Raw genomic sequence first — 15,354 nt, 5'->3', positions numbered from 1 at the left:
GTCTTTTTGGAAGAAATTCCAGAAAGACTCTTTTTTTACATCAGTACAATACGACAAATTAAACCATACTAGCTCTATGAGGAGGGATTGGTATGGGTGTATCGATATACAGGAGATGTTTGCGTGTATTGTTTTTTGGTTTCTTTTTGATACAGATGGTAAATGGCGTAAGTGGCTGCTCCACGAAGATGGACTCGATCAAGGATGGTACAGATCCGCTAGGCGCTTTAAACAATTTAGGAAAGACTTTGCCTATCTCAATCAAAGAAGCGAAGCTAATGTCTTCTGATGAGGTCAAGAACACGTCTCAAACACCTGTTAAGCAGATCGTAAAAGGGATTTACGTATCAGCTTGGTCAGCGGTAGGCAATAAATTTGAGCAGCTGATTGACCTTGTGGATCAAACCGATCTGAATGCGATGGTTATCGATGTTAAGAACGATTCGGGACAAGTTACATATCCGTCGGCGGTTCCTTTGGTGAATGAGATAGGAGCTAATAGCAACGTTATTATTCGTGATCTGAAAGCCAAACTCCTAAGATTAAAGGAGAAGCACATATACACGATTGCGCGAGTCGTTGTTTTTAAAGATCCTTATTTAAGCATGAAAAAAAGTAATTATGCGATGATGACTCAAGCGGGTAACGTATGGAAGGATAATAAGGGAACGGCTTGGGTGGACCCCTATAAGGAAAAAGTGTGGGATTATAACATTCAAGTTGCTAAGGAAGCAGCTTTATTAGGTTTTGATGAAATCCAGTTTGATTATGTGAGATTTCCTGAGAATGGCAAGAAAGTGGATCAGGAGGTCAAATTTGATAACCCCAATAAATGGACAAAAGCTCAGGTAATCGAGAATTTCCTCAAGAAAGCCAAAGAACAAATTGGTGGACAAGCTTATTTATCTGCGGATGTCTTTGGATTAACAACTTCGTCTGATAATGATATGGGCATTGGACAAGATTGGTCGATGATTAGTAAGCAGGTTCATTATATTTCACCTATGCTGTATCCTTCTCATTACACTAGCGGTGTATATGGCATTAAGAACCCTGATTTACAGCCCTATGCGGTTATTCGTAAAGCGATCAGTGATGCAAATGGGAAGAACCAGCTTCTAGCGAAGTCGGATAGCCATATTGCGGAAATTAGACCGTGGTATCAGGATTTTACAGCCACTTGGGTGAAGCCACATAAGAAATATGGAACTATTGATGTTAAGGAGCAAATTAAAGCGGCTAAGGAGCAGGGTGTGGAACAATTTTTGTTGTGGAACTCGAGCAGCACGTACTCGTATCGTTAACGGAATTGACTTATTCGGGGAGTAGGTTAACCGGTAGACTTGTCCTTTTCCTTGACACGAAAAATAGGCTTTTGTTAAGATTGCAATCATATACAAAACGAATGAGAAGATTCATTCGAACAAAGCTTTCTTTCATAGAGAGCTCTAAGGAGGAATACGTGTTGTGAGGGAAGACAAGTTTGGTAAGGAAGGCTTAACGTTTGATGATGTATTGTTGGTGCCGAGAAAGTCTGAAGTGTTCGGTAAGGAGATCGACGTTTCAACCGTGCTCGCGCCTCATGTGAAATTAAATATCCCTTTTATTAGCTCTGCTATGGATACTGTTACGGAATCTGCGCTTGCGATTGCAATGGCACGAGAAGGCGGTATTGGGATTATCCATAAGAATATGACCATTGAGCTTCAAGCTGAGCATGTTGACCGTGTTAAGAGATCAGAGAGTGGCGTTATCACAAATCCATTCTCACTTACACCGGAGCATCATGTTTATGACGCGGAAGAGCTGATGGCGAAATATCGCATATCTGGTGTACCGATTGTGAATGAAGCGAACAAGCTGGTGGGGATTTTAACGAACCGCGACTTGCGTTTTGTACATGATTATTCCATCAAAATCAAAGAAGTAATGACCCAAGAAGATCTGGTTACAGCTCCTGTGGGAACTACGCTTCAGCAGGCGGAAGGTATTCTTCAAAAGCATAAAATTGAGAAGCTGCCTTTGGTCGATGAAAATTTTGAGCTTAAAGGTTTAATCACGATTAAAGATATTGAGAAGGCCATTCAGTTCCCTAACTCCGCTAAGGATGCACAGGGTCGCTTACTCGTAGGCGCAGCTGTAGGTGTTGCTAAGGACGTTATGGAGAGAGCTGCAGCTCTTGTTAAAGCAGGCATTGACGTGATTGTCGTAGATTCCGCGCATGGTCATCACATCAATATCGCAGAAACCGTGAAGAAGCTTAGATCACAATATCCGGAGCTGCCTATCATCGCAGGAAATGTAGCCACAGGTGACGGTACAAGAGACCTCATTAAGGCTGGAGCATCCATGGTGAAGGTAGGAATTGGGCCTGGATCCATTTGTACAACTAGGGTTATTGCAGGAATTGGTGTTCCTCAAATTACAGCTATCTATGATTGTGCGCAAGCTGCAGCAGAGTTTGGAGTCCCTATTATCGCTGATGGCGGTATCAAGTACTCAGGTGATGTTGTCAAAGCGATCGCGGCCGGAGCTAGCGCGGTTATGATCGGTAGTCTTTTTGCTGGAACGGATGAGAGTCCGGGTGAATCGGAAATTTTCCAAGGGCGTAAATTCAAGGTGTATCGGGGTATGGGCTCTTTAGGGGCGATGAAGGAAGGCAGCAAGGATCGTTATTTCCAAGAGAACGAGAGCAAGCTTGTTCCTGAGGGTATCGAGGGTCGTGTCGCTTATAAAGGGCCAATGGCGGATACCGTTTATCAACTCGTGGGTGGTCTTCGCTCAGGTATGGGGTACTGTGGTGCCCGCAATATTCAAGAACTTATTAATGATACCCAGTTTATTCGAATTACGGGTGCAGGTTTAAAAGAAAGTCATCCGCATGATATTCAAATTACCAAAGAAGCACCGAATTACTCGTTGTAATTGTCACAATATGGATAAAATTGGAGGCGTGGGAAATGAACCTACGTCTTCTTTTTTTTGTCTAATGGGGTGTGGTACAATATAACGTGTTATTACATCACTAGGGAGAGTGAAATTGTGAAATTTTTAAGTTTTACAAAGAAAAAGGTTGCTTTGGTGTTAGGTGTTAGTTTAATTGCTCAATCCTTACTTTTACATATACAACCAACCTATGCCGCGGATACCAAAGCACCAGCAGCCACGACTGCCCCAGCAGCCCCAGCGGCACCAACGCCAGCACTCAATGAACCTAAACCTGCTGCTAAATCTGCGATTATTATGGAAGCAAGCACAGGAGCTGTACTTTATGAATTAAATGCGGATGAAGCTTTCCCACCAGCCAGTATGGCCAAAATGATGACTGAGTATCTGGCTATGGAGAGTATTAAAGAAGGTAAATTCAAATGGGATAGTCCAGTGACAGCAAGTAAAAATGCTGCAGACGTTATTGGTTCCGGACAACTGATTGCTGAAAATGAAACCCTGACTTTCAAAGATATGTTTAATGCGATGTCGATCTATTCCGCGAATGATGCGTCCGTGGCTTTTGCAGAATTGCTAGGAGAAACGGAAGAAAATTTTGCGAAAATGATGAACGAGAAAGCTAAACAACTTGGTATGTCAGATAAAGCTCATTTCATTAGCGCTACTGGACTTTCACGTGCTGATCTGAAAAATCCGCCAGCTTCAATTGAAGGTGAGACCAAAATGACTGCGCGGGATGCCGGTATTCTTGCCTACAACATCCTAAAGGATCATAAAGAAATTCTGGAATTTACGAAAATTCCTTCTTTAAAGCTAAGAGCTACTGATAAAACGCCAATGATCAATTTTAACTGGATGATAGAAGGAAATCAGAGTAACACCAATTTGAAAAAGTATGCTTATGCAGGACTGGACGGTTTAAAAACAGGTTCTACGGATGATGCAGGGTACTGTTTTACAGGGACTGCTGAACGAAACGGAATGCGTCTTATCTCCGTTGTCATGGGTACCAAAACAGAACCTGAGCGTTTCAACGAAACGAGAAAGCTGCTCGATTATGGATTCAATAATTTCGAAATAAAACCTTTCCTTAATGCGAAGCAAGAAATAGATTCCTTGAAAATCGTAAACATTAAGAAAGGCGTTCAAACACAAGTGCCTCTTGTGACAAAAACGGGTCTGACGTTCGTCACTCGAAAAGGTGCGAAAGATACAGACTTTAAAATTACGGCAGAGCCGCTTGAAGAGAGCAAGCTCGTAGCACCTATTACGAAGGGCGATACGCTCGGCAAAGTGAAGGTAAGCTACAATGGACAAGAAAAAACGGTTGATCTAATTGCCAATGATGATGTACAAAAAGGCAGCTGGATTCGTCTCTTGTTCCGCTCCTTCAAAAACTTCTTCAGCGATATGTTTAAAGGGATTAAAGGCGGCTCTTAGACCAGAAAATGGGTTGTATATTGACCCTCCTTCATGTAAAATAATTGTTTAGAAGATTTACTATCGATCGTGTAGGAAACTGCATGAAATTGGCATAGAAGCTATAGGAGGAAATAAAGAATGGAAACAGGAACTTCCCGCGTTAAAACTGGTATGGCCGAAATGCAAAAAGGCGGCGTCATCATGGACGTTATGAACGCCGAGCAAGCTAAAATCGCAGAAGCAGCTGGCGCGTCCGCTATTATGGCGCTTGAGCGCGTACCCGCAGACATTCGTGCAGCTGGTGGCGTATCCCGTATGGCTGACCCTTCAATTGTTGAAGATGTGATGAGAGTAGTATCCATTCCAGTCATGGCGAAAGCAAGAATTGGACACTTCGTTGAAGCGAAAATTCTTGAATCCCTAGGCGTTGACTATATCGATGAGAGTGAAGTACTTACACCTGCGGATGAAGTATTCCACATCAACAAACGTGATTTCACGGTTCCTTTCGTATGTGGTTGCCGCGATCTTGGTGAAGCTTTGCGTCGTATCGGTGAAGGTGCTTCCATGCTTCGTACCAAAGGTGAGCCAGGAACTGGCAATATCGTAGAAGCTGTTCGTCATATGCGTACAATTCAAGGTCAAATTCGCAAAATCCAAGGGATGTCCAAGGACGAATTGATGTTTGAAGCAAAAACACTTGGCGCTCCTTATGAGTTGCTTCTACAAGTTCACGAAACAGGTAAATTGCCTGTTGTTAACTTCGCAGCTGGTGGTGTTTCCACACCTGCAGATGCAGCGCTTATGATGCACCTTGGTTCTGATGGTGTATTTGTTGGATCTGGTATTTTCAAATCCGATAACCCAGAGAAATTCGCAAAAGCGATTGTTGAAGCCGTAACTCACTACACAGACTATAAATTGATTGCAGAAATCTCCAAAAACCTGGGTGCCCCTATGAAGGGAATCGAAATTTCCAAGCTGCAAGCTTCCGAGCGTATGCAGGAGCGCGGCTGGTAATGACGAAGATCGGAGTTCTCGCGCTGCAAGGCGCGGTAGCAGAACATATTCGTGGAATCGAGAAGGCTGGCGCCGAAGGCGTCGTTGTCAAACGAACCGAGCAGCTAGCAGATCTTGATGGGATTATCCTACCAGGTGGAGAGAGTACAACAATCGGCAAGTTAATGCGCACCTATGGTTTCATTGATGCGCTGAAGGATTTTTCCGCCGCGGGCAAGCCGATTTTCGGCACCTGCGCGGGGTTGATTGTCATCGCGAAAGAGATCACCGGACAGCCGGAAGCTCACCTTGAGCTGATGGATATCACGGTGGCTCGCAACGCGTTCGGTCGTCAGCGCGAAAGCTTTGAGACGGACTTGCCGATCAAAGGCATCGACGAGAACGTTCGTGCTGTCTTTATTCGGGCCCCACTCATCGAGAAGGTGGGACCAGGGGTAGAGGTACTGGCTACGTATGACGGCCAGATCGTTGCAGCGCAGCAAGGGCATCTCCTTGCTGCGTCTTTCCACCCAGAGCTGACAGACGACTTCCGTCTGCACAGCTATTTCTTAGACATGGTAAAGCAAAGACAAGCATAATTGATGGTACAAGCACCTTGATATCACCGGATTATAGCCGGTAAAGGTGCTTGCTTCCATATTCTAACCATTTTGCGCTAACGGAGGAATCTCCTTGTTTGATGTAAAGTTACTTCGAAGTGATTTGGCAGCTGTGCAAGCTGCAATGCAAAACCGCGGTAAACAAATTGAAGAGTTGAACGGCTTCACGGAATTAGATTTGAAGCGCAGAGAGCTCTTACAAGAAACCGAGCAGCTCAAAAACCGCCGAAATACGGTATCCCAAGAGGTAGCTGGGCGTAAAAGATCGGGCGAGAATGCGGATGAGCTGATCCAAGAAATGAAAGTCGTCGGAGACCGCATAAAAGAGCTAGATGACGAGATCCGTGTACTGGACGAGTCCTTACAGCAGATCTTACTCTCCATCCCGAATATGCCCCATGCAAGCGTTCCTGTGGGCCGCACGGAAGAAGAGAATGTGGAACTGCGCCGGGTAGGCGAGATTCCACAATTCGATTACGAAGTGAAGCCGCATTGGGAAGTAGCACAAGAGCTGGGCATTCTGGATTTCGAAGCTGCAGCCAAGGTGACGGGTTCGCGTTTTGTTTTCTACAAAGGGCTTGGCGCAAGGCTGGAGCGTGCATTGATTAACTTCATGATGGACCTGCACAGCGATGAGCATGGTTATGAAGAAATGCTGCCTCCTTATATCGTTAACCGCGAGAGTTTGACGGGAACAGGACAGCTTCCGAAGTTTGAGGAAGATGTATTTAAAATTGAGAATTCGGATTATTTTCTGATTCCGACCGCCGAAGTTCCGGTAACGAATTATCACCGGGAAGATATTCTCACAAACGAGCAGCTTCCTGTTAATTTCGTTGCGTTCAGTGCGTGTTTCCGTTCAGAAGCTGGATCTGCAGGTAGAGATACACGCGGCTTAATCAGACAGCACCAATTCAACAAAATTGAGCTTGTTAAGCTAGTTAAGCCCGAAGACTCCTACGATGAGCTGGAGAGGCTTACAGGGCATGCTGAGCGCGTTCTACAGCTTCTGAAGCTGCCTTACCGTGTGTTGTCACTCTGCACGGGGGATATCGGCTTCACGTCGGCTAAGACGTACGATCTGGAAGTATGGCTGCCAAACAGCGGCGCGTACCGTGAAATCTCTAGCTGCAGTAACTTCGAAGACTTCCAAGCTCGCAGAGCGAATATTCGCTTCCGCAGAGATGCGAAGGCGAAGCCGGAATTTGTACATACGCTGAATGGATCAGGTCTTGCGCTTGGTCGTACAGTGGCTGCGATTCTCGAAAATTACCAGCAAGCTGACGGTTCGATTCAGGTTCCTGACGTTCTCATTCCTTACATGAACAATGTCAAAGTGATTACAAAAAAATAGCACTTGATTCTCCTATAAGTTCTGTGCTACAATGCTTTTTGTCACTGCACAAGGTTGTCTCCCCACAAGGAGACACCTATCGTGGAGAGGTGGTCGAGTGGTTTAAGGCAGCGGTCTTGAAAACCGCCGAGGTCGCAAGGTCTCCGTGGGTTCGAATCCCACCCTCTCCGTAACCATGGTAATACCCCAACCAAGAAGTCATGCGATTCTTTCACGAATCGTGTGGCTTTTTTTGTTGTTTTTTTACATGGATAAAAGACGGGTATCCTCCGCATTTTATACATGTGGAGGTGTTACCTATGAGCAAAACTGACAAGCTAACGATTGATCAAGCTGAATTGGTAAATGAGTGGATGACGGTACTCCCGACAACGCTGCATGAAACCGATCAGGCGCGTGTATGGGCCGATGAGGCCGATCCTCAGGCACTGAGGGTTCATATTATGGCGTCAGGGCATACGGGCTATACAATCGATTTTAAAGTCACCTACGTGGACGACAGAGAGGTTAGGGTTGAACTGACTGATGTGCAGCAGGGCACAACACACATTGATGAGACCAGCGAAATTGTGCAGACTATGGTGGATGATTACATTCGCCATATCCATGAATGCGCACAAGCCTTGCAGAGAGTAACACACGCTTAAAGGGCGAAGGAGGAGTTCACAATGACAAGACAAAGAGCGGTTGATAAAAATTTGCAGAATGTAGCCAAAGATTTTGAAGCTAGCCCTGTTAACAGCCATCAGGCTCAGCAAGTGCAGCAGCAAGTCAATGATAATAGACATCAAGATGCAGTAAACCATGATAAGAATAGGGGAAACCACTAGATGGCTAAACAGAGATCTTATTCCGCCGGGGATAGTCTGGTAGAAAACGGTTCAGTAAAAAATAGTGATCGTAATAATAGTCCTCAGCCATTATCAGGCTCCAAAAAAGTGAAGAATCAGAATCATTCTAGGGGTACTCATGGGGAAGGCCAGGGACACGGGCATTAAATAATCGTTTTAGAAAAAAAATTTTTACAAAATGTTTAAAAACCGGAGAGCCGGACATACTATATCTTGTCGGTGAGCAGAGAGGTGTGGTTCCGTTGGAGCGTTTAGCGAAAGGGAAACAACCGTTGCATAGAGGACTTTTCTACCTGTTATAATCAGGCTGGAGGGGATGTGCCAAAGACACTTACCGTGTTTTATAAGCAGATTTTCCTAAGGTTTACGTGTAACACGTTTTAAAGAAATCAATCAACACCGACAAAAAAGAACCCTTAGGGGTTCTTTTTTTCGTCGATTTCTAGATAGTGTTGAGGCATTGGATTCGATTGGTGCGGCCCCGAATGAGCTTCATCAGTAAACGTTGAAACGTGTTGTTTGCGGTTCAATAACAAACGTATGCCGCCACCGATCAGCAGCAGGGCTACGATGAGGGTTTGGCTGAAATTTGTAATTAAATACATGTAATTCCTTGCGCTAGGTAGAATTTGATACATAAATTGGACAACAACATCTTTTAAGACATAGTAGCTGCCAAGTAAGATCAAAACCATGCCAATGGGTCGTTGATAAGCCGTCCAATTCTCGATGATTGGTTTGTCAATTAGGGTACCATTTTCGTACTTCGTAATGCTCTGCAAAGCATCAAAAAAGCTAAAAAACCAGAGAATCGGGATCAAAAATAAAAACAGAGACAATCGGAGTACATCCAATATATAAATGGAGAAAAGGAAGATCGCCATTAGCTGGACGCCGCGTTTCGTCATAGAGAGGTACAAGTGAGCTGCACCTGGAAAAATGGCGATAATTGTTGCCAATGTCCGGTTTTTGCGCCCATAGTCATCCCCAAAGTGGAAGTCTTCGAAAATACTGCGATCTATAAGCTCTAACCCCGCTTGTTTATTCCCCTGTTGCTTCAGTGCATCAAACATTGTGTAAAACCACAGTACTGGCAAGGCCAACAAAAAGGCAACAAAGCCTTCGTTATGCGTCATGATGGTGACGAAGAATACTAATATCGCAACACCAAAGAAGGAGACCATCGCCGTAAGACCTCTATGCATCAACCCAAGCTGATAATGGCCGAGTCCAGGGATGAAGGAGAGCAGCATAATTTTTGTTTTTTCTTGTTGACTAGCCATTCGAGTGGAATAAGGATTCGCGTCCCAGGAAGGCTGCTCATGCTGGCTATGCTCCTCAGACCCGTAAGAGCTAGGCAGGCGATAGGGCTGTGAGCGCAGCAGGAAGATAATCATATCCAGCATATTCACAACCCATGTCAAGGCAGCCAGCAAGGCAATAAAAATCAGGAAGTCATCCGGGGCGTGTAAAAAAGCGACTCCCACGAAGATAAGGAATAACGATCCAAAGAACCCACCACCGTATAGGAGCCCGCGGAATAAGCGGTTCATATATAGATGGCCTACTCCAGGTATGAAGGACAGCAGGAAAGCGACTAGGCTGCTTTTATTAGGCATTAAGGGTGTAACCTCCTTGTTTTTATTTATTTTGTAACGTGTCTAGCCACGTCAGTGTTTTATTTAACAATTGGTCCGATATCGGTTTATCTGTTTGTAGGGAGGAAGAGGTATTTATAGAGTTAGCAGGTTTAAATGAACCTACAGAGTCCAATTCCTGCGAAATTCCGTGAAAGAAGCCGATAGCAACCAGGATGAGTGTAGCCGCAGCCGCAATACCATAATGCAGCATAGTTGAGTGGTACCAAGAGCGCTTAGTTCCTGTTGTACGAGCAATGATGGCATCCACATACTCTTGCGTATCCCTTTCCATGATTGGCAGTACAGTTTCCATTTGTTCCAAACATGTCATATACATCGTCAAGCATTCATCACACTGATACAGGTGAAGCTCCATCTCACTTAAATGATCGGGTGACAGTCGCTCTTCCACATATTGCTTCCACGCTTGTTCATTATAATGGTTCACAAGAATTCCTCCTCCTTCCAATGGTTACGAAGCCACTGCTTGGCTCTATAAAGCTTGGATTCTACCGTTTTGACTGTTACCCCATGAGCATTGGCAATATCTTGATATGACTGATGATGAATATAGTAGGCCGTTAATACTTCATGATAGTTGGCAGGGATTTGATGAAGCTTCTTACGCACGAGCTCAGTCGTCTCATTTAGCATCACTTCATGTTCCACACCATGCTCAGAATAAGGATGGGAGCTAGAGGATTGGATGGGTTCCTCCATTTCAGCCGTCATTTCTTCCCTACGTCTGCTGGCCGATCGTTTGAAATCGATAGCCCGGTTCACCGCGATGCGAGTCATCCAGGTTTTCAGACCCTTCATTTGATACTGAGGGAGGGAGAAATATATCCGGGTCCAAACATCCTGTGATAAATCTTCGGCATCCTTAGCGTGGCGTACAATGGCATAGATCGTTTGGAACAAATAGTGACGATATGTTGTTACAAGCTCACGGAATGCGGCCTCATCGCCATTCAATATGCGCTTTACGAGTGCTTGTTCCTGAATATGCTTCTCCTCCTCTCCGCATGAATAGACGAAGGCAATCACCGGTACCCCTGCACGATTTCAAAAAGAAAAAGAACGAATCTTCAAGATCCGTTCCCTATTTTAAAGTGCAGCAGTAGAACAGCTAGGTTTAGCTTGATGCTTAGAAGGCGTAATTTGTACGAACCATTGAGATAGGAGTGCACTCAAAACGCCAAGTACACCCAGCACAATAAATCCCTGATTTAGAGAGAACCAATCGCCGATTATACCCATAAGAACGGGTCCAATGAACATGCCTAATCCATAAATAGCTTGGAAAAAGCCCATTGCCGTCGCCCGCTTATCCGCAGGCATATGTTTAATACTCATCCCCATGAGTAAGGTAAAAGAAAGACCGCGACCAAAGCCGGCAAAAGCCTGTGTAACCATCAGCACCCAAAGGTGATGCGTAAAAGGAATCGTAAATGTAAATATCCCCATAAGAATAAAACCCCATACAACCATGCGTTTCTCCCCGTACCGGACAGCCCATCGCCGCCCGCCAAATAAGGACGCTAGCGCTACCGGTACGTTGGCAAATAACGAGAGCATCGACAAGGAGAATTTATCAGCTCCAAGCTGGGTTGCATAAACGGGCGTAAATCCGAAAACTGTTGCGAATATGAGGACTTGCGACAAGATAGCGAGTAAGGAAACGAACAGCAGCGTACGGTCTGTCGCAACGTCACTGATACCGCGCATCGTAATTTTAGGCGCATCGAGCTCAACTTTTTCTACTAGGAAAAGGGATCCAATCATCCCCAGCAAGCCAAGCACAGCTCCCAAAATGAAGACGGCCTCCCAGCCGAAGGAATCTGCCGCCCACCCTGCACCGAGAATACCGAAAACCTGCCCAAGTGAATTGAAGAAGGAGATCGTTCCGATCGCTTTCGTTGAATCTTCATGCTTATAGTAACTCGTAAATAATACGGTGAAATCAACCCAGGTTGCCGCGGCTGCGCCTGCCAGTGCTCGGAGAATAAGGATCCATGTGAAATCATGAGTGATCCATAGTCCTAAACCGGTTATAGCCGTGAATAGCAGGCCAAAGGTAATAAATAGCTTCCTCTTATGAAACCGGTCTGACATGATACCTACGGGAATTCGCAGCAGCATTTGGGAGATCCCGTACATGCCGACAATCCATCCGGCCAACTGGTGGTTCCCGCCAAGGAATTCTACGTAAGGCGCCATAATGGGAACGCTCGTATACATCGACATCCAGAACAGCAATGTGACTATACAAAAGAGCGGAATGCGATAGGAGGATGAAGCTTTGATGCTTGTCATCGAAGAGGGAGCTCCTTTCGGATTAAGTTCTTGAATCGAAATGAGGACTAATAAATCTATCGTTTTATTATAGAACATCGATTGCAGCAAGGCTATGATTGGATGTTTGCAAAAAAAAGACAATGGGTGGAAATGAATGTGCCTTGTAAATTGAAATAGTACGTAAAAAAAGAGTCACCTGTTTGAGGTGGCTCTGTTTGGTGTTTCGTATACGCGCCCGAGATGATTCGAACATCCGGCCTACAGTTTAGGAAACTGTTGCTCTATCCTGCTGAGCTACGGGCGCATGGCAAGAATTATGATAGCACGAAGGCTTTCGTGGCGCAACCTTTTGAGTAGGGTGGTTTTTCTTCGGGACAAGGAATGTTCATTTGAAATGAAGAATAGGTTAGGGATTAACTTTAATTTCCTTTATTTTGAATAGAGAGGAAGTGTCATTTTGGAAAAACGACCTGTATTCATAATTTCAAAAACAATAACAGAAAAAATTCTAGATGGAGTATCCATCCTAGTCATTTTGTGTACTTTCGGATATTTAGCCTATGTCTGGACCCTGATACCAGAAAGAATACCCATACATTTTAACGGTCAAGGGAAAGAGGACGGTTGGGGAAACAAATTCAGTCTTTTTCTGCTGCCAGTGATAACCTTGATCCTCTATATAGGTTTAACTGTCTTAAGCAAATATCCCCATACCTTTAATTATCCTTACAAAATTACGAATGAAAATGCCACCTGGCAATATGGTAATGCACGCTTATTCATGAACTGTTTAAAGATGCTGATCGTTGTGTTGTTTGGGTATGTCGAATGGACCCTTATCCAAATTGCAAGGGGAAATAGTGTTGCTTTAAATATATGGATATTTAGCATTGTATTGCTTTTAATTCTGGGTACGGTTATTTTCTTTTTCATTCGATCCATCAAACTAAAGTAATGCATAATTAGATCAAAGGAAGAGGATGCCGAAATGAAAGTTTACATTGGTTTTCTGCGTGGTATTAACGTAGGAGGAAAGAACAAAATCAAGATGGCGGATTTGAAAAAGACACTGGAAGTGGCGGGACTTGCTAAGGTGCAAACGTATTTGCAAAGTGGCAATGTCTTGTTCATGTCGGAGGAGGCGGTGGAACCGCTGCGCCAACGTATCGAGCAGGAGATCAGCAAAGCTGTAGGCGTTTCACCTTCCGTCATTTTGCGTACGGTAGAGGAGCTGGCGCAGATTCTTGCGACTTGTCCATATGAAGTGGATGCTTTATTAGAAGGCGAAACGATACAAATTTCTGTGCTATCGGAATATCCTCCGCAACAAACCGCCGACATCTTATCCAAAGGAGTAAGCGATGTCGATGAATTCCAGATCAATGGGCGTGAGATTTATTATCTATTTCGTCAAAGCGTTCTGGATTCGAAACTTGCGAGCAATATCCAGAAGCTTGGGGATACGGCGACAACACGCAATTGGAATACGATGAACAAACTGGCTGAGTTGGCATCGGCGATGCAGAGTTAGAAGTAAAGCAGGACTTCTAAGCTTTACCGCGTAATTTACGGAAAAATTGGGTAAGCATCGTTGAACACTCTTCTTGCAAAACGCCGCTAATGACATCGACTCGGTGATTGAACCGGTCCTCCTGCAGCAAATTCATGAGCGTTCCGGCACAGCCGGCCTTCGGATCAATGGTGCCGTAGATGACCTGAGGAATCCGCGATTGGACAATCGCACCCGCACACATTGGGCAAGGCTCTAGGGTGACGTAGAGCTGGCAATCCAAAAGCCGCCAGGCCCCCAGATGTTCGCTCGCTTGTTTGATGGCGATCATTTCGGCATGAGCGAGAGGATCTAGGGTTGTTTCACGCAAATTGTAGCCGCGGCCGATGATTTGACCTTGGTGGACAACGACCGCTCCAATCGGTACTTCTCGGATAGCTTCGGCTTTGAGAGCCTCTTGAATCGCTTCTTTCATCCAGGGGATATGTTCATCCACAGGGGGACACCTCGCTAATATATTTTTATCCACATGTGCATAACAATCGAACATTCATTCCGTTGTTAACAACCTGTGGATAGCTTTGTGGATAACTTAAAAAGCTGTGGATATTTAATCTTTCTACATTACATACAACAAAATGATCAGCTATGCAAGGAATTTTGTTGATAATAGCAACTGTGCTAGGTATAATGATAGATATTAGTAGGTCTTTTAGACCATATAGAACGTGATAGGTAGAAGTAAATAGCAAGGTTCGAAAATGGCAAACTTGTTGAAAAGCAAGGACGCAAAGCTAAGGGTCTACGGTTCCTTTGGAACTATGGCAGCCTGGTTACCGAAAATCGATGCTTTCTTGATTAAGGTAATAGGCTGCTCCTTCATAAGGGGCAGTTTATTTTTATATAGGGAATAACTTGGGTAAAGGGAGAGGTGTTAATTATAATGGCCAACGGGTATAACATCATGAAATATTACGGAAGCAAGGAGGGATATGACGCTGATGTACTAATCGATAGTAAGGCTGTATTGGGAAAGGATGATTTCGTAGCCACTGGCGTACTAACTTATGCACTCGGAGACATTATTGAGGTGGAACTACCGGAATACGATGTCTTTCAACTTGGTGATAAAGCGAAAATGACGGTTTATACCAAATCCGGCTTGTTTGTGATGAATACAACCGTTGTTGCCAAAGAATTCGGCTCCGTCATTGTCATTAATCCACCTGAAAATCGCAAGAAATTTGCAGAAAAAAGGGAATTCCCTCGTGTGGATGTGAAACATACAGGTCTCTTATTCGGACTTCAGGATATGAATAAAAGGAATAAACATCACTTTGAAAACCCACTTGGTATTTCAATCAAAAATATATCCATTAACGGCTTAGGATTTACCATTAATGATAATTCTATGGTTGATAAGATCGTTCAAAAGCATTCCCACCTCGAAGTTGAGCTGGATTTGGGCTTTACGATGACTTGTTCGATGGAAATTGTAAGAAAAGAAAAGGTTGAAAATGATTTCTATTATGGGGCTAGTTATATCGACATTCCGCAGGAAAAAACCAATGCGCTAAGGGGTTTTATCCTTACGAATCAGATCGAAACTTACTTCGTACAGAAGCGGGAAGCGCAATTTAAAAAAGCAACGGAAAAAAAGTCTGCGGCGAATCAATAGCCTTCAGGCTTTTTTTTGAGTTCCAAGTGCTAT

The 15,354-nt window shown here is 44.3% G+C and carries 17 protein-coding genes, 2 tRNA genes and 1 riboswitch; of the genes, 13 read left to right on the top strand and 6 right to left on the bottom strand.

Features of this window, described 5'->3' with window-relative positions:
* The first annotated feature begins 92 nt into the window (after positions 1–92).
* The 10 genes from GC102_RS32115 to GC102_RS32070 all read left to right on the top strand — a co-directional run bounded on the left by GC102_RS32115 (position 93) and on the right by GC102_RS32070 (position 8,342).
* Complete coding sequence (locus GC102_RS32115) at positions 93–1,304, top strand: putative glycoside hydrolase (protein WP_246321232.1); 1,212 nt, start codon at positions 93–95, stop codon at positions 1,302–1,304.
* A 163-nt stretch (positions 1,305–1,467) separates the two neighbouring features.
* Positions 1,468–2,925, top strand: coding sequence for an IMP dehydrogenase (gene guaB, locus GC102_RS32110; RefSeq protein WP_171693101.1), 1,458 nt, complete (start codon positions 1,468–1,470; stop codon positions 2,923–2,925).
* A 117-nt stretch (positions 2,926–3,042) separates the two neighbouring features.
* A complete protein-coding gene (locus GC102_RS32105; protein WP_312883430.1) occupies positions 3,043–4,389 on the top strand; it encodes a D-alanyl-D-alanine carboxypeptidase family protein in 1,347 nt (448 codons plus the stop codon).
* Between the two features lie 120 nt (positions 4,390–4,509).
* A complete protein-coding gene (gene pdxS, locus GC102_RS32100) occupies positions 4,510–5,391 on the top strand; it encodes a pyridoxal 5'-phosphate synthase lyase subunit PdxS (RefSeq protein ID WP_029195693.1) in 882 nt (293 codons plus the stop codon).
* Positions 5,391–5,969 (top strand): pyridoxal 5'-phosphate synthase glutaminase subunit PdxT, encoded by a 579-nt coding sequence (pdxT, locus tag GC102_RS32095; protein ID WP_171693100.1) that lies wholly within the window; start codon positions 5,391–5,393, stop codon positions 5,967–5,969. Before pdxS ends, pdxT begins: the two co-directional genes overlap by 1 nt.
* 94 nt (positions 5,970–6,063) lie before the next feature.
* Positions 6,064–7,344, top strand: coding sequence for a serine--tRNA ligase (gene serS, locus GC102_RS32090; RefSeq protein ID WP_171693099.1), 1,281 nt, complete (start codon positions 6,064–6,066; stop codon positions 7,342–7,344).
* An 83-nt stretch (positions 7,345–7,427) separates the two neighbouring features.
* A tRNA-Ser gene (locus GC102_RS32085) sits at positions 7,428–7,514 on the top strand.
* A 129-nt stretch (positions 7,515–7,643) separates the two neighbouring features.
* Positions 7,644–7,991 (top strand): hypothetical protein, encoded by a 348-nt coding sequence (locus GC102_RS32080; RefSeq protein ID WP_171693098.1) that lies wholly within the window; start codon positions 7,644–7,646, stop codon positions 7,989–7,991.
* Between the two features lie 21 nt (positions 7,992–8,012).
* Positions 8,013–8,174 carry a hypothetical protein gene (locus tag GC102_RS32075; RefSeq protein WP_171693097.1) on the top strand — a complete coding sequence of 54 codons (162 nt, stop codon included), beginning with the start codon at positions 8,013–8,015 and terminating at the stop codon, positions 8,172–8,174.
* The gene (locus tag GC102_RS32070) at positions 8,175–8,342 is read left to right on the top strand and encodes a small acid-soluble spore protein P (RefSeq protein WP_171693096.1); all 168 of its coding nucleotides are present in this window, start codon (positions 8,175–8,177) and stop codon (positions 8,340–8,342) included.
* A 269-nt stretch (positions 8,343–8,611) separates the two neighbouring features.
* On the opposite strand, the gene GC102_RS32065 is transcribed toward GC102_RS32070, so the two are convergent.
* The 5 genes from GC102_RS32065 to GC102_RS32045 all read right to left on the bottom strand — a co-directional run bounded on the left by GC102_RS32065 (position 8,612) and on the right by GC102_RS32045 (position 12,437).
* The gene (locus tag GC102_RS32065) at positions 8,612–9,814 is read right to left on the bottom strand and encodes a hypothetical protein (RefSeq protein ID WP_216628235.1); all 1,203 of its coding nucleotides are present in this window, start codon (positions 9,812–9,814) and stop codon (positions 8,612–8,614) included.
* A gap of 22 nt (positions 9,815–9,836) precedes the next feature.
* Positions 9,837–10,283 (bottom strand): anti-sigma factor, encoded by a 447-nt coding sequence (locus GC102_RS32060; RefSeq protein ID WP_171642851.1) that lies wholly within the window; start codon positions 10,281–10,283, stop codon positions 9,837–9,839.
* Complete coding sequence (locus GC102_RS32055; protein WP_312883429.1) at positions 10,280–10,882, bottom strand: RNA polymerase sigma factor; 603 nt, start codon at positions 10,880–10,882, stop codon at positions 10,280–10,282. Before GC102_RS32055 ends, GC102_RS32060 begins: the two co-directional genes overlap by 4 nt.
* A gap of 60 nt (positions 10,883–10,942) precedes the next feature.
* Entirely contained in the window at positions 10,943–12,151 is a 1,209-nt protein-coding gene (locus GC102_RS32050) for an MFS transporter (protein ID WP_171693095.1), read from the bottom strand.
* A 212-nt stretch (positions 12,152–12,363) separates the two neighbouring features.
* Positions 12,364–12,437, bottom strand: a tRNA-Arg gene (locus GC102_RS32045).
* A gap of 153 nt (positions 12,438–12,590) precedes the next feature.
* On the opposite strand from GC102_RS32045, the gene GC102_RS40780 reads away from it, so the two are divergent.
* Both GC102_RS40780 and GC102_RS32035 read left to right on the top strand, forming a co-directional pair.
* A complete protein-coding gene (locus GC102_RS40780; RefSeq protein ID WP_171693094.1) occupies positions 12,591–13,088 on the top strand; it encodes a DUF1648 domain-containing protein in 498 nt (165 codons plus the stop codon).
* Between the two features lie 33 nt (positions 13,089–13,121).
* Entirely contained in the window at positions 13,122–13,664 is a 543-nt protein-coding gene (locus tag GC102_RS32035; RefSeq protein ID WP_171693093.1) for a DUF1697 domain-containing protein, read from the top strand.
* Positions 13,665–13,680: 16 nt separating this feature from the next.
* On the opposite strand, the gene tadA is transcribed toward GC102_RS32035, so the two are convergent.
* Positions 13,681–14,118: a tRNA adenosine(34) deaminase TadA gene (gene tadA / locus GC102_RS32030; protein WP_376769427.1), complete on the bottom strand. Its 438-nt coding sequence runs from the start codon at positions 14,116–14,118 to the stop codon at positions 13,681–13,683.
* A gap of 278 nt (positions 14,119–14,396) precedes the next feature.
* Positions 14,397–14,484, top strand: a riboswitch (cyclic di-GMP riboswitch).
* 102 nt (positions 14,485–14,586) lie between these two features.
* Here tadA and GC102_RS32025 point away from each other — a divergent pair.
* Positions 14,587–15,321 (top strand): PilZ domain-containing protein, encoded by a 735-nt coding sequence (locus tag GC102_RS32025; RefSeq protein ID WP_171693091.1) that lies wholly within the window; start codon positions 14,587–14,589, stop codon positions 15,319–15,321.
* Positions 15,322–15,354 lie beyond the last annotated feature (33 nt).

Origin of the sequence: Paenibacillus germinis (assembly GCF_013141785.1) — a bacterium.
GTDB classification, from domain to species: Bacteria; Bacillota; Bacilli; order Paenibacillales; family NBRC-103111; genus Paenibacillus_E; species Paenibacillus_E phytorum.
The sequence above is the reverse complement of the archived record's forward strand: the minus strand, read 5'-3'. Positions and strand labels throughout refer to the sequence as shown.

What these genes read in the sequence shown, in the direction of transcription:
- GC102_RS32080 (WP_171693098.1), top strand. Translation starts at nt 7,644, where the DNA reads ATGAGCAAAACTGACAAGCTAACGATTGATCAAGCTGAATTGGTAAAT.
- GC102_RS32050 (WP_171693095.1), bottom strand. Translation starts at nt 12,151, where the DNA reads ATGACAAGCATCAAAGCTTCATCCTCCTATCGCATTCCGCTCTTTTGT.
- pdxT (WP_171693100.1), top strand. Translation starts at nt 5,391, where the DNA reads ATGACGAAGATCGGAGTTCTCGCGCTGCAAGGCGCGGTAGCAGAACAT.
- GC102_RS32025 (WP_171693091.1), top strand. Translation starts at nt 14,587, where the DNA reads ATGGCCAACGGGTATAACATCATGAAATATTACGGAAGCAAGGAGGGA.
- GC102_RS32035 (WP_171693093.1), top strand. Translation starts at nt 13,122, where the DNA reads ATGAAAGTTTACATTGGTTTTCTGCGTGGTATTAACGTAGGAGGAAAG.
- GC102_RS32075 (WP_171693097.1), top strand. Translation starts at nt 8,013, where the DNA reads ATGACAAGACAAAGAGCGGTTGATAAAAATTTGCAGAATGTAGCCAAA.
- pdxS (WP_029195693.1), top strand. Translation starts at nt 4,510, where the DNA reads ATGGAAACAGGAACTTCCCGCGTTAAAACTGGTATGGCCGAAATGCAA.
- GC102_RS32070 (WP_171693096.1), top strand. Translation starts at nt 8,175, where the DNA reads ATGGCTAAACAGAGATCTTATTCCGCCGGGGATAGTCTGGTAGAAAAC.
- GC102_RS32115 (WP_246321232.1), top strand. Translation starts at nt 93, where the DNA reads ATGGGTGTATCGATATACAGGAGATGTTTGCGTGTATTGTTTTTTGGT.
- tadA (WP_376769427.1), bottom strand. Translation starts at nt 14,118, where the DNA reads ATGAAAGAAGCGATTCAAGAGGCTCTCAAAGCCGAAGCTATCCGAGAA.
- GC102_RS32065 (WP_216628235.1), bottom strand. Translation starts at nt 9,814, where the DNA reads ATGCCTAATAAAAGCAGCCTAGTCGCTTTCCTGCTGTCCTTCATACCT.